This is a genomic window from Pseudidiomarina sp. WS423 (assembly GCF_050750165.1).
GTDB lineage: Bacteria > Pseudomonadota > Gammaproteobacteria > Enterobacterales > Alteromonadaceae > Pseudidiomarina > Pseudidiomarina fusca.
Genome location: NZ_JBOJLN010000002.1, coordinates 45,227 through 64,405, shown reverse-complemented (window position 1 = coordinate 64,405; position 19,179 = coordinate 45,227). Strand labels below are relative to the sequence as shown.

At 50.5% G+C, this 19,179-nt stretch carries 16 protein-coding genes and 2 tRNA genes; 2 read left to right on the top strand and 16 right to left on the bottom strand.

What is annotated here, in order from left to right:
• Window positions 1-213 precede the first annotated feature (213 nt).
• Together ACQ661_RS03340 and ACQ661_RS03335 are read left to right on the top strand one after the other, a co-directional pair.
• Window positions 214-993 (top strand): ZIP family metal transporter, encoded by a 780-nt coding sequence (locus tag ACQ661_RS03340; RefSeq protein WP_431667625.1) that lies wholly within the window; start codon window positions 214-216, stop codon window positions 991-993.
• On the top strand, window positions 993-1,823 hold the full coding sequence (locus ACQ661_RS03335) for an SDR family oxidoreductase (RefSeq protein ID WP_431667624.1): 831 nt from the start codon (window positions 993-995) through the stop codon (window positions 1,821-1,823). Before ACQ661_RS03340 ends, ACQ661_RS03335 begins: the two co-directional genes overlap by 1 nt.
• Here the strand turns inward: ACQ661_RS03335 and ACQ661_RS03330 are convergent.
• From ACQ661_RS03330 to aspS, 16 genes are all read right to left on the bottom strand, one after another.
• Window positions 1,820-3,244: an FAD-dependent oxidoreductase gene (locus ACQ661_RS03330; RefSeq protein ID WP_431667623.1), complete on the bottom strand. Its 1,425-nt coding sequence runs from the start codon at window positions 3,242-3,244 to the stop codon at window positions 1,820-1,822. The genes ACQ661_RS03335 and ACQ661_RS03330 overlap by 4 nt on opposite strands.
• Window positions 3,244-7,707 (bottom strand): glutamate synthase large subunit, encoded by a 4,464-nt coding sequence (gltB, locus tag ACQ661_RS03325; RefSeq protein ID WP_431667622.1) that lies wholly within the window; start codon window positions 7,705-7,707, stop codon window positions 3,244-3,246. Before gltB ends, ACQ661_RS03330 begins: the two co-directional genes overlap by 1 nt.
• Window positions 7,708-7,973: 266 nt before the next feature.
• Complete coding sequence (gene nadA, locus ACQ661_RS03320) at window positions 7,974-9,020, bottom strand: quinolinate synthase NadA (RefSeq protein WP_431667621.1); 1,047 nt, start codon at window positions 9,018-9,020, stop codon at window positions 7,974-7,976.
• A gap of 66 nt (window positions 9,021-9,086) precedes the next feature.
• Window positions 9,087-9,162, bottom strand: a tRNA-Lys gene (locus tag ACQ661_RS03315).
• A 30-nt stretch (window positions 9,163-9,192) separates the two neighbouring features.
• Window positions 9,193-9,268 (bottom strand) — tRNA-Lys (locus tag ACQ661_RS03310).
• A 139-nt stretch (window positions 9,269-9,407) separates the two neighbouring features.
• On the bottom strand, window positions 9,408-10,148 hold the full coding sequence (gene ybgF / locus ACQ661_RS03305) for a tol-pal system protein YbgF (RefSeq protein WP_431667620.1): 741 nt from the start codon (window positions 10,146-10,148) through the stop codon (window positions 9,408-9,410).
• A 29-nt stretch (window positions 10,149-10,177) separates the two neighbouring features.
• Window positions 10,178-10,717, bottom strand: coding sequence for a peptidoglycan-associated lipoprotein Pal (pal, locus tag ACQ661_RS03300; protein ID WP_431667619.1), 540 nt, complete (start codon window positions 10,715-10,717; stop codon window positions 10,178-10,180).
• 54 nt (window positions 10,718-10,771) lie between these two features.
• Window positions 10,772-12,082: a Tol-Pal system beta propeller repeat protein TolB gene (gene tolB, locus ACQ661_RS03295; protein WP_369744178.1), complete on the bottom strand. Its 1,311-nt coding sequence runs from the start codon at window positions 12,080-12,082 to the stop codon at window positions 10,772-10,774.
• A gap of 72 nt (window positions 12,083-12,154) precedes the next feature.
• Window positions 12,155-13,189 (bottom strand): cell envelope integrity protein TolA, encoded by a 1,035-nt coding sequence (tolA, locus tag ACQ661_RS03290; RefSeq protein ID WP_110074911.1) that lies wholly within the window; start codon window positions 13,187-13,189, stop codon window positions 12,155-12,157.
• Window position 13,190: 1 nt separating this feature from the next.
• On the bottom strand, window positions 13,191-13,640 hold the full coding sequence (tolR, locus tag ACQ661_RS03285; RefSeq protein WP_110074912.1) for a protein TolR: 450 nt from the start codon (window positions 13,638-13,640) through the stop codon (window positions 13,191-13,193).
• Window positions 13,637-14,338 carry a protein TolQ gene (tolQ, locus tag ACQ661_RS03280; RefSeq protein WP_110074913.1) on the bottom strand — a complete coding sequence of 234 codons (702 nt, stop codon included), beginning with the start codon at window positions 14,336-14,338 and terminating at the stop codon, window positions 13,637-13,639. Before tolQ ends, tolR begins: the two co-directional genes overlap by 4 nt.
• Window positions 14,328-14,750: a tol-pal system-associated acyl-CoA thioesterase gene (ybgC, locus tag ACQ661_RS03275; protein WP_110074914.1), complete on the bottom strand. Its 423-nt coding sequence runs from the start codon at window positions 14,748-14,750 to the stop codon at window positions 14,328-14,330. The genes tolQ and ybgC overlap by 11 nt, the downstream gene beginning before the upstream one ends.
• A 330-nt stretch (window positions 14,751-15,080) precedes the next feature.
• Window positions 15,081-16,097, bottom strand: coding sequence for a Holliday junction branch migration DNA helicase RuvB (gene ruvB / locus ACQ661_RS03270; protein ID WP_153825999.1), 1,017 nt, complete (start codon window positions 16,095-16,097; stop codon window positions 15,081-15,083).
• Between the two features lie 70 nt (window positions 16,098-16,167).
• The gene (ruvA, locus tag ACQ661_RS03265) at window positions 16,168-16,788 is read right to left on the bottom strand and encodes a Holliday junction branch migration protein RuvA (protein ID WP_110074916.1); all 621 of its coding nucleotides are present in this window, start codon (window positions 16,786-16,788) and stop codon (window positions 16,168-16,170) included.
• Window positions 16,785-17,303, bottom strand: a complete 519-nt coding sequence (gene ruvC, locus ACQ661_RS03260; RefSeq protein WP_313932501.1) for a crossover junction endodeoxyribonuclease RuvC — start codon at window positions 17,301-17,303, stop codon at window positions 16,785-16,787. Before ruvC ends, ruvA begins: the two co-directional genes overlap by 4 nt.
• Window positions 17,304-17,334: 31 nt before the next feature.
• Window positions 17,335-19,098, bottom strand: coding sequence for an aspartate--tRNA ligase (gene aspS / locus ACQ661_RS03255; protein ID WP_431667617.1), 1,764 nt, complete (start codon window positions 19,096-19,098; stop codon window positions 17,335-17,337).
• Window positions 19,099-19,179 lie beyond the last annotated feature (81 nt).

Below are 19,179 nucleotides of genomic sequence, written 5' to 3'. Positions count from 1 at the left end.
CCTAAGGGTTCGACCAAACGGCAGGATAGCCGTTTGGCACAGCGCGCCAGCGCTGCCCGCAGGGCGAGGGCCATGGATGGCCCGAGTGTATCCCTCGATCGAAGCCAGATACAAAATAACCGCCCTTGTGGCGGTTTTTTTGTCTACTAGCGCAACCCCGCAGATGGCGTATACTAGTCAACAAGTTATCGCATCGTAGGAGTCAGCGAGCCGATGGAATTGATTTGGATGGCCTTAGTAGCCAGTACCCTAACTGGCGGCCTTACCGCGATCGGGGCACTGCCCATTCTGATAGGTAAACAACCCTCCGCAGCCTTTAATGACACCTTGCTTGGCTTTGCCGCTGGGGTCATGTTAGCCGCTTCATTTTTCTCTTTGATCGTGCCCTCCATTGATATATCCACCGAAATCTATGGTCCTGGTCCTTGGCCGGCTACCATTGCTGTGGTTGGTATTTTAATGGGAGCACTAGCGATTGCTCTGCTTGACCGACTGTTACCCCATGAACACTTTGTAAGTGGCCCCGAAGGCCGTGATAGCGACAAAGTAGCAGGTATCTGGCTATTCGTTTTTGCCATTGCTATTCACAATTTCCCCGAAGGCCTCGCCGTTGGCGTAGGCTACGGTAGTGGAGACCAAGAGCGCGCCTTTTCGCTCGCATTAGGGATTGGCCTGCAAAACCTACCCGAAGGCTTAGCGGTTGCAGTTGGCCTTTTGGCGGTGGGCTACAGCCGCCTCAAAGCCTTTGTAGTAGCCTCTTTAACCGGCCTTATTGAGCCTCTCGGCGGCCTGGTTGGCGGCATCTTTGTAAACTTGTCACAGTTGTTACTTCCTTGGGGCTTAGTCTTTGCCGCCGGGGCCATGTTGTTTGTAATCAGTCACGAAATCATCCCAGAAACACACCGCCATGGCCATCATCAGCGCGCCACCAGTGGCTTAATGATAGGCTTGGTACTGATGCTATTTTTAGACGTTTGGTTAGGAGCCGTATAGTGAAGCCGAGATTACTTTGGATAGGTTATGGCGATATCGCCCAACGCACCGCACCTTTATTAGTTAAACAAGGCTGGCAGGTGGTTGGCGTCTGCCGGCAACCCGAACGCAAAACCGCGCCAGCGGGGGTAGAATTAGTAGCAGCCAGTGCCAACAACGAAACTGAACTTAAAGCCTTGTTTGATGAACCGGTGGCAGCCGTAGTGATCACCCTAACACCAAATGACTACTCGCGTGATGGCTACCATCAAGCCTACGTGGTGCCATGTCGGCATTTACAGCAGGTCTTTAATCAATTGGCCGAGCCGCCTCGTGTCTTGTATGTGTCTAGCACCGGCGTTTATGGCCAAACCCATGGCGAGTGGGTCGATGAAGAAAGCGCTACCGAGCCAACCAGCGATAGCGGCGAGATGCTGCTGCAAGCCGAGCGAGTGATTCAAGGCAGCGCCGCTACGGTAAGTGTGTTGCGCTGTTCAGGCATTTATGGCCCCGGTCGGGAGCGCCTGCGCCAGCAAATTCAAGCGGGTACAGCGGTTATTTCTCCTACCTGGACCAACCGCATTCACAGTGACGACGTGGCTGGTTTTATTGGCCACTTATTGGCTCATCCTGAACATTGCGAAGACGTCTACTTGGTCACCGATAGTCAGCCGCTGTTACAGCAAGATGCCTATGCTCGCATCGCCGCACAACTCGGGGTTGCTATTACCGAGCTGCCGCGTAGCGATAAAGTCGGCGCCCGCGGTAGCAAGCGCTTAAGCAATCAACGGCTATTGGCAACCGGCTATCAGCTGTTACACCCTGAATTAGCTAGCAGATCCGAGCGCTAATCGGCCCGTTGTAGCCAATCACAAATGCCCAAGGCAGCCTTGCGCCCTTGGGCTATTGCGGTCACCACCAAATCGGCCCCCAGCACCATGTCACCGCCAGCGAAAATCTGCGGATGACTGGTCTGCAAGGCGTAGGTTTGCTGTTCTTGAGTTGCAACCGTGCCCCAATCCGTCAATTCTACGCCTTGCTCAGTAAGCCAACTAGGCGGATTAGGCTGATAGCCAAACGCAATCACCACGGCATCTGCTGCCAAGACAAATTCTGAGTCTGCCACCACTTCGGGGCGACGTCGGCCTTGCGCATCGGGCGCACCGAGTTGCGTGCGCACCATCCGCACCCCGCTCACCTTGCCATTCGCATCGGTTTCAATCGCTAACGGTTGCAAGTTAAACTCAAACACCACCCCTTCTTCTCGAGCATTTTGCACCTCACGCCGCGAACCTGGCATATTTTGCTCGTCGCGCCGATAAGCACAGATCACGCTAGCCGCCTGTTGGCGCACAGCAGTCCGCACACAATCCATCGCCGTATCACCACCGCCTAATACCACCACGCGCTGGCCCTGCAAATTTAACCAAGGATAGGCCGGCATCGGGGCGTGCTCCAACAACCGTTGCGTATTCCCAATCAAATACGGCAAGGCATGATGCACACCTTCTGCATCCAATCCTGAGAGCTTACCGTCGAGGGCTTGATAGGTGCCAAGTGCCACAAATACCGCATCAAATTGTTGTAACAGCTCACTGAACTGCACATCGCTACCAATATCGGTATTTAAGCGAAACTCAATGCCCATCTCGGTAAAAATTTCGCGCCGTAACTGCATCACCGATTTTTCTAACTTAAAAGGTGGGATCCCATACGTGAGTAAGCCACCAATCTCAGGATAGCGGTCAAACACAACCGGACTGACGCCGTTGCGCACCAACACATCCGCACAAGCTAACCCAGCCGGTCCGGCCCCAATCACTGCCACCCGCTTATCAAGCTTCTGTACCTGCGATAGGTCCGGGCGCCAGCCTTGTGCAAAAGCAGTATCGGTGATGTACTTCTCAATGCTGCCTATGGTCACCGCACCAAACTCATCATTCAGCGTGCAAGCGCCTTCACAGAGCCGATCTTGTGGACACACACGCCCACAAACTTCCGGTAAGCTATTGGTTTGATGACATAACTCAGCGGCTTCGAAAATACGCCCCTGCTGTGCCAGCTCTAACCACTGCGGAATATAATTATGCACCGGGCACTGCCATTCACAGTAAGGATTACCACAATCTAAACAACGATCGGCTTGACCACTCACCTGATGCTCAGCCATAGGTTCATAGATTTCCACGAACTCAATTTGCCGTTCGCGGACAGATTTTTTCGGCGGATCGATGCGCTGAACATCCAAAAACTGATAAATATTCTTGTTCATTACATCACCTCCACGCGCAATTCAGCGGTCGATCGGGCTCGATGCCCGACCAAATCAGCTAAGTCTGCGGCCTTCGGCTTCACCATCACAAACTCACTAAAATGCTGCTCTAAGCGCCGCAGTAACTGGTGTGCGTGTTCGCTGCCGGTGCGTTCATAATGTTCATGAATGAGCCCTCGCAGATGCTCCTGCAACATCGGCGAATCTACTGCGCAAGGCTCTACTAATTCACGATTAAGCCGCGCTTTAAACTGGCCATCTTGGTCCCACACATAAGCAAAGCCGCCGGTCATCCCAGCACCAAAGTTAATGCCAGTGCGGCCTAACACCACCACAATACCGCCAGTCATGTATTCGCAGCCATGGTCACCGATGCCCTCGACCACGGCCGTTGCGCCTGAGTTACGCACCGCAAAGCGCTCACCGGCACAGCCGGCGGCAAACAACTTGCCGCCAGTAGCCCCATACAAGCAGGTGTTCCCCATGATAATGGCCTGATTACTTGCGTATGTCGCCACTCGTGGCGGTTTTATCACCAACCGTCCACCAGCCATGCCTTTGCCGACATAGTCATTAGCATCACCGGTAAGTTCAAGCCGCAAGCCGCCAGCATTAAAGGCGCCAAAACTCTGCCCGACCGAACCCTCAAGAGTAATGGTGATAGGCGCACCAGCCATCCCTTGATTGCCGTATTTGCGCGCGATTTGCCCCGCTACGGCAGCCCCTACGGCACGATCGTAGTTACGTACCGGCAGGTGCCAATGGCCGCCACTACCGGCGGCGATAGCAGCTTCGGTTAAGCTCAACAACTGCTGATTAAGCTGGCCTTGGTCAGCGGCCGGGTTGCGCTCGGTACAATGACGAGGCAGTCCATTATCTGTACCTGCTGCGGCTAATAGCCCCGACACATCTAACCGTTGCTGCATGGCTGTGGTTCCAGTCACGCGTTCCAATAAATCCACCCGGCCAATAAGATCCGTTAACTGCGCTACGCCTAATTGGGCTAACCAATAACGTACTTCTTCAGCCACAAAGGTAAAGTACTGCGCCACCCGCTCCGGTAGGCCACTAAAATGCTCGCGACGCAAGGTTTCGTCTTGAGTTGCCACCCCAGTCGCACAGTTGTTCAAATGACAGATACGCAGATACTTACAGCCTAACGCCACCATAGGCGCGGTGCCAAAGCCAAAACTTTCGGCCCCTAAAATCGCCGCTTTGATGACGTCTAAACCTGTCTTTAAGCCGCCATCTACTTGTACTCGTACTTTGTGGCGTAAGTTATTACTTACTAGGGCTTGCTGCACTTCAGCTAAGCCTAACTCCCACGGCGAACCGGCGTGCTTCACTGAAGTTAAGGGGCTTGCGCCGGTGCCACCATCGTAACCAGATACGGTGATCAAATCGGCGTAGGCTTTCGCCACCCCAGTAGCTATGGTGCCAATGCCCGGCGACGATACTAATTTCACACTAATTAAAGCCTGAGGATTCACCTGCTTTAAATCAAAAATCAGCTGGGCCAAATCTTCAATCGAATAAATATCATGATGCGGTGGTGGTGAGATCAGCGTCGTGCCCGGCACTGCGTATCTAAGCCGTGCAATCTCCGCAGATACCTTTTCACCGGGCAGTTGTCCGCCCTCACCAGGTTTTGCTCCTTGCGCAATTTTGATTTGCAGCACATCGGCATTTACCAAATAGTGTGGTGTTACCCCAAATCTGCCTGAAGCAATTTGCTTAATCCGTGAGTTTTTAGGGGTACCAAAGCGGCGCGGATCTTCCCCACCTTCACCTGAATTTGAATGTCCACCGATGCTATTCATCCCCTCAGCCAAAGCCTCGTGGGCTTCGGGGCTAAGCGCGCCAATCGACATGGCGGCGCTATCAAAGCGATGAAACAAAGCAGTTGCTGGTTCTACTTCGGCTAAAGGTAATGGTTTGGCTACCGGCTGGGGTTGCAATAAGTCACGAATAAAGGCAATTGGACGCTGGTTAACATGGTCAGCAAAACGCTGATAGGCTGCACTATCACCCGTCTTTACCGCCTGTTGCAAGCTGGTCACCACATCCGGGTTATAGGCATGGTATTCGCCACCATGCACGTACTTTAACAGGCCCCCTGCGGGTAACGGTTGATGCGCTAACCAGGCTCGCTGGCGAACCTGTTCAAGCTGCAGCTGCAAATCACTAAACTCAGCACCACCAATGCGGGCAGGCGCATGAGCAAAGCAACGTTGGCGCACCCCATCGGCGAGTCCCACCACCTCAAACAAACAAGCACCGCGGTAACTGGCAACGGTGGCAATGCCCATTTTCGACATGATCTTAAGCAAACCCTTGTTGATGCCCTCGCGATAATTCGTCAGGGCGGTACGCACCTCTTCCTTAACCACCCCTTGTTCTACTAATTGTTCAATACTTTCATAGGCTAAGAACGGATACACCGCAGTCGCACCCAACCCAATCAACACCGCCATCTGATGAGCATCGCGCACCGATGCGGTTTCCACCAAAATATTTGAATCACAGCGTAGGTTTTCGCGCACTAGCGCTTGCTGCACGGCACCCACGGCCAATGCCGCGGGGATGGTTAATAGGTTGCGGTCGATATCACGGTCGCTTAGCAGCAACAGTACCACCTGCTCCTCTCGCACCAGACGTACGGCTTCTTGACACAAACGCGTCAGTGCTTGCTCTAAATTGTCCTGCTGTGCAGAAAACTGCAAACTTAGCTTGGCTAACTTGTAGCCTTCTGCAGGTAACTGGCGTAATTGCTTCACATCGGTATACATCAACACCGGTGACTCAATCACCACACGCTCGGCATAACCTGACGTCTCACTAAAGACATTTTGCTCACGCCCTAAACAGGTAGCCAAACTCATCACATGACGTTCGCGAATAGGGTCGATAGGTGGGTTGGTGACCTGCGCAAACTGCTGCCGAAAATAATCGTACAATGAACGCTGATGGGCTGAAAGTACTGCAATTGGAGTGTCGTCACCCATCGAACCCGTAGCCTCATGGCCATCACTGGCTAACACTGCCAACACTTGCTGCAGTTCCTCACGGTTGTACAAAAACAACTTGTGATACACCAACATCTGCGCATCATCAAACAAGCGCTGCCCCAATAACTCAGCCGCGCACTCACGAAACGGTTGCAAGATTCGCACATGGCTGGTTAACCAATCTCGATAAGGATGACGAGCCTGCAAATCTTGGTCGATTTCAGCACTCCGCCAAATTCGACCATTGTAAGTATCTACCGCCAACATTTGGCCCGGACCTAAGCGTCCCTTTTCAATCACGGTAGCTTCATCGTAGTCCCAGATCCCTACTTCAGAAGCGATCGTAAGCACGCCGGTGTCAGTCAAAATAAATCGCGCCGGACGTAGCCCATTCCGATCTAAACTACAAGCCACATGCCGCCCGTTGCTCATGACAATTCCAGCCGGCCCATCCCACGGCTCCATGTGCATGGAGTTAAATTCGTAAAACGCTCGCAAAGCATCATCCATGGTCGGATCGCCCTGCCAAGCCGGCGGAATCAATAAACGCAGCGCCCGAAACAAATCCATGCCCCCTGCTAACAGCAACTCCAGCATGTTATCCAGCGCCGACGAGTCTGAACCGTCGCTATTCACAAACGGCGCCGCCTGCTGCAAATCAGGTAACAGTGGCGAGTGAAACTTGTACTGGCGTGCTGCCGCCCACTGGCGATTGCCACGAATGGCATTAATCTCACCATTATGCGCTAAAAATCTGAAAGGTTGCGCCAATCGCCATTGGGGTTGGGTATTGGTAGAAAAACGCTGATGAAAAACACAGTTCGACGTAGTTAACGCCGGATTCGCTAAATCCAGATAAAAATGGCCAAGGTCTTTGGCTAGCATCAAGCCTTTGTAAACAATCACTAGACACGACAACGAACACACATAAAAATCGCTATTGCCGGCTAACCGATTCTCAGCCCGCCGCCGGGCCATAAACAACCGTCGCTCTAAATCCTTTTTACGCCAACCCGGTGGCGCACTAACAATAACTTGGGCAATCTGTGGTCGCGTTTGTTGCGCTAACTCGCCTAAAATATCAGCATCAACGGGCACTTCGCGCCAACCTTCAACGGTAAGTGTTTCTTGTGCCAACTCTCGCTCTAGCACACTTTTTTGTGCCGCAGCTTGCTGCTCATCAACACTTAGAAATACCATGCCCACCGCAAACTTTTTGCTCAGGTGCCAGCCTTGTTGCGCTGCATAGTCCCGAAAAAATTGCTCCGGCAATTGCAGCAACAAGCCACAACCATCGCCCGTTTTACCGTCGGCGTTAATCCCGCCGCGGTGCTGCATATTGGCCAACCCGGTAATCGCCCGAGTGACTAAGTCGTGGCTAGGTTTACCATCAATTTGTGCAATCAACCCAAAACCACAGTTATCACGAACATCGTCATGAGAATAAAAAGCCATACTACCTGCCTCATTGTGATAGCTAACAATTCAACATAGGCAGCTATTGGCTTGATGGCAAATATATCCGTTATATTGATGAATGAATATTGGGGGGGAGAGCAAGAGCGCTGTTGGATATTAGCTATTAGCTATTAGATATTAGATATTAGATATTAGATATTAGTGGGAGAGCAAGAGTGATGTTAGCTATTAGATATTAGATATTAGTGGGGGTTGTTCGTTACTCGGCTGTAATGGTACGAGTAACGAACAACGAATCATGATTAGCCTTTGAACTGGAGCATGCGGTTGAGTGGGCGAAGCGCGCGTTCCGCGAGTGCCGCATCCACGTGAATCTCATGGGCAGCACCGCCCTTTTCAAGGGCTTCCGTGATAGCTACCAAGCCATTCATTGCCATCCATGGACAATGCGCACAGCTACGGCAGGTAGCACCATTGCCAGCCGTAGGAGCTTCAATAAAGTGCTTGTGTGGCGACAACTGCTGCATTTTATAGAAAATACCGCGATCGGTGGCGACGATGAAGGTCTCGTTCGGCAGTTCTTGACTCGCTTTAATCAACTGTGAGGTTGAGCCTACAGCATCAGCTAGATCAACGATGGCCGCGGGCGATTCTGGATGCACCAAAATGGCAGCCTCTGGATACACCCGTTTGAGATCTTCCAAGCTCTTTGTCTTAAATTCATCATGGACAATACAAGCGCCCTGCCACATCAGCATGTCAGCACCCGTTTGCTTTTGAATGTAAGCACCTAAGTGTTTATCAGGGCCCCACAGAATTTTTTCACCGTTGGCATCTAGGTGGTCCACAACTTCTAGTGCAATACTTGAGGTAACAACCCAGTCAGCGCGCGCTTTAACTGCCGCCGAAGTGTTCGCATAGACCACCACGGTACGGTCTGGATGCTCATCACAGAACTTTGAAAACTCATCGATGGGACAGCCGAGGTCTAACGAACAGGTGGCCTCTAAGGTAGGCAACAACACACGTTTGTTAGGCGTCAGGATCTTCGCGGTTTCGCCCATAAACTTTACTCCAGCCACAATCAGCGTATCGGCTTCATGTTGTGCACCAAATCGCGCCATTTCTAGCGAGTCAGCTACACAGCCGCCGGTTGCTTCGGCTAAAGCTTGAATTTCTGGGTCGGTGTAATAGTGTGCTACCAACACCGCATTCTGCTCACGTAATAATTCTTTAATACGGGCAGTGTACGCTGCTTTTTCAGCATCGCTTAACGGTTTGGGTTTAGCAGGAAACGGATAATCCAACTGATCAATGACACGTGCTTGAATTTCTGCAGTTATGCTCATGGTACCACTTCAATACATGAATAAAAGTTGCGGTAGTATAGACTAAAACAGACTGGGGGAAAATAGTGGTGGGTTGTGCAGGATTCGAACCTGCGACCAATTGATTAAAAGTCAACTGCTCTACCAACTGAGCTAACAACCCACGCTAAAACTTTGAAAGGGTGACGGTGATTGGTGGGTTGTGCAGGATTCGAACCTGCGACCAATTGATTAAAAGTCAACTGCTCTACCAACTGAGCTAACAACCCATCACTGTCGTGCTGCACACTTATCAGTGGCAACGGCGGCATAGTTTACTGAAAAAGCCGCTCGTTGCAACTGTAAATTGCATCAATCGGGTCTGTTTGCTCAAATTGCGAACGTTTTCCCGAATTTTCTACAGAATACTTACAAATTATCGAGACGTTTCTTGGCCAAACCAGCTTCGGTGCTACTTGGATACTCTTGCATGACTTGGTTGTAATACTGGCGAGCAGTAGCTGTATCATCTTGCTGTTGCGCAATAATACCCAATTTCAAAATACAATCGCCGCGCTTGTTACTATCTTTGAAGTCATTCATGACAGTCGTAAAATGCACTTTAGCTTGGTCATAATTGCTTTCAGCAAAGAGTAACTGCCCTAACCAATAATGCGCGTTGGGGACATAGCTTGATTGCGGAAAATTCTCGATAAAAGCATTGAACGCTGGCACCGCAGCATCGTAGCGCTTATCTCGCAACACCAACTGAATGGCTTGCTCATAGGCTTCGTTTTCGCTGAGGTTAGTTGAATAGCTTGCAGACGCCCCAGAATTTGCGGTGGCATTCGTATCACTAGCAACCGGAAGTGGCTGTGGATTAGTCGCCAAACGACGATCGATTTCTTGATAGATTTCACGTTGACGCTGCAAAATCTGCTCAATTTGGTAGGCATGCTCTTCAGTGGTACCGCGAAGATTTGCGACCTCGTCTTGCAACTGCCCCATCTGGTCCAGCAACGCCATTTGCGCCGCATTACGAGCATCCATCACTCGTTCAAGCTGCGCCAAACGCTCTTCTACTGAACCGCTGCCTAACTTAGATACCGGCGCCTGCGCATGCAGAACGCCGGGAATCAGTAAGGCCAATACCAGTAATGTTTTTTGCATTGGCTTAACCGTTGGTTAAAGTAACTAACTTAGTAAACTAATACGCCACGACGGTTTTTAGCATAAGCATCATCGTTAGACGCTTTGATCAGAGGCTTTTCTTCACCGTAAGACACAGTGTTGATTTGGCTTGAGTTTACGCCTAAGTTTTGCAGATACTGAGCAACCGCTTTGGCACGACGCTCACCGAGAGCAATGTTGTACTCTGGGGTGCCACGCTCGTCACAATGACCTTCTACAGTAACAGAGACCGCTGGGTTCTGAACCAAGAAGTCCGCATGAGCTGCTAACACTTGCGCGTACTCAGAGCTGATGCGTGAATCATCAAAGGCAAAGAATACAGTGTTTGCTTGACGTAATTCAGCTACTTTTTCAGCACGAATCTCTTCAGGCGTTTTCGGGCGCTCAATGCCACCAACATCAACGCCAGAACCAGAGCCTTGACCCTGTTGCTGTTGATTGGTTTGTTGATCTACTGCTTCTTCAGCAGCTTGGTTAGAGCTACAAGCAGCCAATGCCAACATAGGTACTGCAATGAACAAACTCTTCAGGGCTTTATTTGCGTTCATATCCGCGTTCCTTTCGATCAAATGAAATCTGTCTGTGTATGTGTGTGTGTAAAACTATCTTAAAAAGGGTGACCATGAGGGCGATTTAACTTCACCTTCACGAGCCGGTAACCGTGCCTTAAACCGCCCATCCAACGATACCAACGCTAGTACTTGCTGGTTATTATGGGTGGTGCTGTAAATCACCATACTTCCATTCGGTGCCAAGCTCGGCGATTCATCCAAGGCTGTCTGCGTTAACACTTGCATATTGCCATTGGGATAATCCTGCCGCGCAATATGATAATTCCCCTGCGTGCGGTTTACCATAATCACTTGCGTTCCATCTGGCGTATAGGTTCCACCTAAATTTTGCTCACCTTCAAAAGTTAAGCGACGAACCTGTCCTGAACTTAAATTTACGCTATAAAGCTGCGGTCTTCCACCCCTTTCTGAGGTAAAAATCAGCGAGTTACCATCCGGCGACCAATTTGGCTCCGTATCGATAGCATGATGATTCGTAACTCGCTTCAATTTCTTCGTTGCCAGCTCCATGGTATACAATTCTGGATTGCCATCTTTCGACAACACCATCGCCAACTGCTTACCATCGGGCGAGAATACTGGCCGACTGTTAATGCCTCTATAATCAGTGATTTGCTCACGACTACGGGTATAAATATCCTGAATAAAGATCTGTGGCTTTTTATTCTCAAAGCTCACATAAGCTAATTTATTACCATCAGGTGACCAGGACGGCGACATTAATGGCTCAGGGCTACGCAACAGCACCTTTTCATTAAAACCATCGTAGTCTGCTACCACTAACTCGTAAGGCTTATCCAGTTTATAGTTCACCGTAACATAAGCAATACGAGTCATAAATGCACCCTTTTGCCCCGTTAAAGTCTCGTAAAACACATCAGAGATGCGGTGCGAGTACTGCCGAAACTGATTGCGGTCAATCACACTGCTACGTGCATCGAGAATATGATCTTGCGAGTTAACCAACTGGCCATTACGCAGCACTTGCGTGCCACTAGTAATTTGTCCGCGCAACACATCGACGATTTCAAACGAAACCGTGTAACGGTCTACGGCATAAGGCTCAATCGTCCCCACCAACACGGCTTCGACACCCAGCGCAGCCCACGCGGCATAATCAATCTCAGCCGACGAACTAGGTCGTTGTGGCATTGCCGCTACTGGAATCGGATTAAACTTGCCGCTGCGCATTAAATCGGCAGCCACCACCTCGGTTAATCCTTCTGGCTTCGGACCATCGCCCTTCCAGGCAAACGGCACCACCGCAATCGGCCGGGCACTATCAATACCTTCAGTAATCACGATTTCGAGCGCCGCTCGGGCCGAATTCGTCAATACCATCAGGCTTAGCGCCGCTGTCAAAACACAGGCAAACAGTTTTTTCATCATAAGCTCTTCAACTACACGTTAGTGTTACAAATTAGGTCTAACCGTCAATTTAATGGTTTCCATCTGCTTATACACTTCAGGATCTTTCGATACCGGCAGTGTACCAGCTTTTAGCACCGCAGTCCGAGCTGATTGACACACCCGCTCATCGCCAACGCCTTGGTCCACCGATTTAACAAAGCCACTCGGAGCCAAGCTAATGGTTAGCTGACATTCTTTACCACGCATCGAATCATCCACGATCCAGTTGCGCTGAATAGCCCCGGTTATCAACGCCGTAAAGCGCTGAATCTCGCTTTGCATCTGCGCTTGGCGTGCCTTAGCACGTTCGGCTGCCTCAGCCGCTAACCGTTCTTGCAACTGCCGTTCGCGTTCAGCACGCTCTTTTGCTTCGCGCTCACGCTCTAGCCGTTCCTGCTCTAATCGCTTCGCTTCAGCTTCTCGTTCTTTACGCTCTTGCTCAGCCTTTGCCGCTGCCGCTTCTTCGCGTTTACGACGGGCTTCTGCGTCTGCTGCCGCTTTCTCGGCCGCTGCCTTTTCTTGTTGTGCTTTGGTTCGCTCTTCAGCTAACTTACGTCGCTCCGCTTCTTGCTTGGCTTCTAGTTCACGCAACTCACGTAGCTCACGTTCGCGCGCCTTTCTTGCAGCTTCCGCTCGGCGTTCTAATTCTGCTTGGCGCTGCTGCTCCGCCGCCGCTTGCGCTTGCTTACGCTCATTAATCGCCTGCACTTGCCGTTCTACCGCGGCTTGATCTACCGCTACGGCCTGTACCGCCTCAAAATCATCCGGCGCCGGTATTTCTTCATCTGGGCTCAGATTAGGATCCGACAATTGCACCTGCATGGGCGTGTTTGGCAGCTGGGGTTGAAACACCATCCCCGCTGCTAACACACCTACAACGCCCACATGCACTAACACCGACCACAGCAAAGGCTTACCTAGCTCGCTGCCTTTTGCTGGCAGCCGTGCTCCTGCTTGCGTAGCCGTGGCTTTAGCAGCTGACGTTGACTTAGCTGAAGTACCTTTGGCTCCATCTTGCGATGGCTTGATGTCACTCATGCTATCGCCCTGCCCCCGCCGTTTCAGCCAACGAACTATCGGTCATCAAACCAACCTGACTCACACCAGCTTTCTGCAACAATACCATCAACTGAATCACCTGATTATAGCTGACAGCGCCATCTCCTTTAACCACCACCGGACGTTCCGGGCTGATGCGCAACTCGGCTGCAACCATCACCGCTAAATCCACCACCTCGAGCGGTGTATTCGGCTCCGGATGGGTACTCAGAAAATAACGCCCCTGCTGATCCACTGATGCCACAATCGGTGGCTCACTCTCAGGATCAAGCGGCTCCGCTGAGGCCTTGGGCAAATCAACTTTCACTCCTTGACTGATCAACGGTGCCGTAACCATAAAAATAATCAACAGCACCAACATCACATCGATGTAGGGCACCACGTTGATCTCGGCCACCGGCTTACGCCGCTTACGCACCACGCTCATCATGCCGGCGCACCTGCTTTAGCTGCAGATTGAGCCGTTTGCCGTTGTAAAATAGCCAACAATTCATCCATAAAATTCAAATACTGGTTATCAATCTTTTCCACTTGATAAGTATAACGGTTGTACGCAATCACCGCCGGAATCGCCGCAAACAAACCCATCGCTGTCGCAATCAAAGCTTCCGCGATACCTGGCGCAACCATCGCCAAGGTCGCCTGCTGCACCGCACCCAGGCCGATAAATGCGTTCATGATCCCCCACACGGTACCAAACAAGCCCACATAAGGGCTGATCGAACCTATGGTCGCCAACCAACTCAAATTCTGCTCCATGTTATCCACTTCACGCGAGTGCACCACCCGCATGGCGCGATACGAAGCCTCCAACATTTGCTGCTGTCCTACCGCCGGATTATTGCGTAACCGCGCAAACTCCTTAAAGCCCGCATGAAATAATTTTTCCATGCCACCGGCGTTTTGTGCTTTCGCTGTCACTTCTTGGAATAACCGCGCTAAATCAACGCCAGACCAAAATCTGTCCTCAAACGCCAAAGCTTCGGCGCTAGCGGCTTTAAGTACATTGCGGCGCTGAAAAATCATCATCCAGCCAACCACCGAAAATGCCAGCAGTAAGAGCATAACCAACTGCACCACAACACTGGCTTCTAAAATTAATGCGGTGATAGACAATTCAGCTTGCACGTTTTAATACCTCAATTATTTCAGCAGGCATAGGCACCGCACGAACGTCAGTGCCAGCCTCACCCAAATGAACACAGGCTGCTTTAATCACAGCCTCACATAATACCGTACCATCTTGCAGCATAACTTGCTGGTGACACACAATCGATGCCCGACCTAGCCGTTCGACCTTAACCGTCACTATCAGTTCATCATTAAATTTAGCCGGCCGCAACAAATCCATCTGCACCTGCCGCACCACAAAGCCAACCCGATGAGCCAACCAAGTGTCCTGCTCAATTCCTAGCGAGCGTAACCATTCTGTACGGGCCCGCTCAAGAAATTTGAGATAATTCGCATAATAAACGATACCGCCAGCATCTGTGTCTTCATAATAAACACGAATGGGCCATTGAAATGTTGATTTGCTCAATTTTACACCAAAAATTTTTTTATCATTAAAATATGACCAAAAATCACTAAGATACTATTTATAAACGATATTTTTGGTCTTACCAATTTTACCAAGCCTAATTTTTAAGCATCATCGAATATTTGATATTAGTAAAAGTAATGCGAAGCACAATTTTTCTCGTTTGAAAACTGGTCCAGCCTCTTTATAATGCGCAGCATATACCAGATACGAAGAGACCGGTTGTCACTTCTTCCTGTTATTGTTCCCTGGATTTAACTTCCTTGTTGTTCTGTATTTTGCCCGCTCCCTGAGCGGGCTTTTTTTTGGTAACAACAAATACGCTATTAGCTAACCGCGCTCTTGCCCTTCTTTATCCAATCCGAAATGGCGATAGGCATTTAAAGTAGCTACCCGTCCACGCGGCGTGCGCTGCAAATACCCCTGCTGAATCAAATAGGGCTCCAGCACATCTTCTATCGTGTCTTTCTCTTCACCAATGGCTGCGGCTAAATTCTCGAGCCCCACCGGGCCACCCATGAACTTTTCAATAATTGCCAACAGCAATTTTTTGTCCATGTAGTCAAAACCGGCTTCGTCCACATCAACCATAGCTAAGGCAGCAGCAGCCGTGGCTTGATCAATATGGCCGTTATTTTTAACCTCAGCAAAATCGCGTACTCGCCGTAACAAGCGATTAGCTATCCGTGGCGTACCGCGCGAACGACGTGCAATTTCTAACGCGCCAAGCGGCTCTAACTGTAAATTCAGGTAACTCGCTGAGCGCTTAATAATACTAGTAAGCTCTTCAACGTTGTAAAACTCCAAGCGCTGCACAATCCCAAACCGATCACGCAAGGGTGAGGTTAAAGCGCCAGCTCGCGTTGTAGCACCAATCAAGGTAAAGGGCGGCAAATCTAACTTGATAGACCGTGCAGCAGGCCCTTCGCCAATCATGATGTCCAACTGATAATCTTCCATCGCTGGGTACAAAATCTCTTCAACCACCGGGCTCAAGCGATGAATTTCATCAATAAACAACACATCGTGTTCTTCCAGGTTGGTTAACAATGCCGCAAGATCACCGGCCTTTTCTAGTACCGGACCGGAAGTTTGCCGGATATTTACGTTTAGTTCGTTCGCGACAATATTCGCAAGGGTTGTCTTCCCTAAACCTGGCGGACCAAAAATCAGCACATGATCAAGGGCTTCAGAGCGTTGTTTGGCCGCCTGAATAAAGATCTCCATTTGCTCAACAACATGCTTTTGCCCGGTGTAATCAGCTAACTGCTTGGGCCGTATCGCACGATCCACAACCTCGTCTTCGGCAATAGCATGGGGCTGGTTTATCCGGTCTGGCTCAATCATCCTACTCACTCATCCCCATTGTCTTATCTAATATCCAATATCCAACAGCTAATAACGCTTTTGCTCTTCCCTACATATTCTTCAACGCAAACCGAATCAGCTGCTCGCTCGACGCTTGGGGTTCCGCTTTCAGTGCCGCGGCTACCGCTTTCTCCGCTTGCGCAAGCTTGTAACCCAGCGCCAGCAAGGCGTTCAGGGCATCATCGCGCGGTGAATCCGCACTTATGGTTGGGGTCAAGTCACCAAAATCAATGGGCGCTGCATCCGTGGCCGGAGTGGTTGAACCCCAGTTTTTCAACCGGTCGCGCATTTCTACCACTAAGCGCTCCGCCGTTTTACGGCCCACCCCTGGTAGCTTCACTAAGCTGGTAACGTCATCGTGGGTTACGGCATGCACAAACTGATGCGCAGTCATGCCCGACATAATAGTTAGGGCCAGCTTCGGGCCTACGCCTTGGGCTTTAATCAACTGACGAAATAACATGCGCTCGGCAAAAGTATTAAAACCATACAATAATTGGGCATCTTCACGCACCACAAAATGCGTGATCAAGGTTACTCGTTCGCCCAGTTCTGGCAGTTCGTAAAAGCAGGTCATCGGCAGTTGTACTTCATAGCCAACGCCGTTCACGTCTAACAAAATTTCCGGTGGGTGCTTAGCTATTAAGGTACCCGTTAATTGTCCAATCACGCACGTCCCCTTGCGGTTAAAATGAGTTGGGTGCGGGTGTGAGCATGGCATAAGGCCACGGCTAGAGCATCCGCAGCATCGGCTTGCGGCTTATGGGTTAGCTTCAGCATGGCCATCACCATGTGCTGTACTTGCGCTTTATCAGCGGCGCCAGTACCCACCACCGCCTGCTTGACTAAACGCGCGGCATATTCAGCCACAGGTAAGCCGGCACAAGCTGCCGCGACTATTGCAGCGCCACGGGCTTGGCCAAGTTTTAAGGCTGAATCAGGGTTGCGTGCCATAAACACTTGTTCAATGGCGAACTCGGTCGGCTGAAACTGAGTAATCAGCTCACAGACGCCATCATGAATCACCTTTAATTTATCCGCCAAACAAGGTTCGCTGTTACTTTTGAGACTGCGCATCACATTAATGCAGCCGCTACCTAAATAGCTTACCCGTTGCCCAGATTGGCGAATCAGGCCATATCCCGTTAACCGAGACCCCGGGTCAATGCCCAGAATAATCGCCATGATTCGCTCCTGTGACTTGTCTGACGTTAACTTAGCTGTCCTTTACCGTAACAGCAACATGTAACTCTGCCAAGGCTTCCGGGTTAGCGACACCTGGGGCATCAGTGAGCACACAAGCCGCCGTGGTCGTTTTCGGAAAGGCAATCACTTCACGAATGGAGCTTGCGCCCACCATCAACATCACCAAGCGGTCCAAACCAAAGGCTAAGCCCGCATGGGGTGGCGTACCGTACTTAAGTGCCTCGAGTAAAAAGCCAAATTTTTCTTGTGCTTCAGCTTTACCAATGCCTAAGATTTCGAACGCCGCTTGCTGCATATCATTGTTATGAATACGCACCGAGCCACCACCTACTTCAACGCCATTCAACACCATATCGTAGGCATTAGACAGCGCCGCTTCTGGGTTTGCTTTGAGTTCTTCTGCGGTGACATTCACTGGCGCAGTAAAAGGATGATGAATCGCATAAAGGCGTCCATCGGCTTCTTCAAACATGGGGAAGTCAACCACCCATAACGGGCGCCACTCATCACTGACCAGATCAAAATCTTGGCCTACTTTTAAGCGTAATGCGCCCATGGCTTCAGCCACCACGCTCGCTTTGTCCGCACCAAAGAAAATAATATCGCCATTGGCTGCTGCGGTACGCTCTAAAATCGCAGTTAAAGCAGCATCAGGAATAAACTTCAACACCGGTGACTGCACGCCTTCACGGCCGGCCGCTAGGTCGTTAATCTTCATCCAAGCTAAGCCTTTAGCTCCATAAATACCCACGAAGTTGGTGTATTCATCAATGGCTTTACGTGAGATAGCATCTGCTTTACCGGGCACTTTTAACGCAGCCACGCGCCCTTTAGGATCATTAGCTGGGCCAGAGAACACTTTAAATTCAACCTCTTGCAGCACATCAGCAACATCAACCAACTCCAGCGGGTTACGCAGATCAGGCTTGTCGCTACCAAAGCGACGCATCGCTTCATGCCAAGTCATCCGTGGAAACTCACCTAAATCCACATCCAACATCTGCTGGAATAAGCCGCGTACCATCTGTTCGGTCACCGCCATCACTTGGTCAGCGCTCATAAACGAGGTTTCAATATCAATTTGGGTAAATTCAGGCTGACGGTCGGCACGCAAATCTTCATCGCGGAAACATTTCACGATTTGATAGTAGCGGTCAAAACCCGACATCATCAGCAGTTGCTTAAACAGCTGCGGGGATTGTGGCAGCGCGAAGAATTTGCCTTTATGGGTACGGCTCGGCACCAAATAATCGCGCGCGCCCTCAGGCGTGGCACGAGTTAGCATAGGTGTTTCTATATCCAAAAAGCCGTTATCGTCTAAAAAACGGCGCACCGCACTGGTCACTTTAGCCCGAAATTGTAAGTTGTGGCTCATGTTCGGACGGCGTAAGTCGAGATAACGATAGCGTAAGCGCTGCTCTTCGCTTACCTGCTGGTTAAAATCAATCGGCAGTGGCTCTGCTCGGCTGATGATTTCCAGTTCAGTAGCCATCACTTCTACCGCACCCGTGGCCATTGATCTATTGATTTGGCTGTCAGGACGCGCCCGCACCGTGCCGGTTAAACGAATACAAAACTCTTGCCGAAGCTTATTCGCAGTTTCAAACAGCGCTTGTTGATCCGGGTCAAACACCACTTGCACTAAGCCCGTGCGATCACGCATATCGATAAAAATCAAACCGCCTAAATCACGGCGTTTATTGACCCATCCACAAAGGGTTACAGGTTGGTCTACTAAGCTTGTTTCTAGCTGTCCACAATAATGGCTACGCATGGGTTTGTCCCTACCACAAATTAAGAAATTACAAAGCTGCACATTATAACGGACTGGCGCTGATTGTCAGCAACTAGCCCG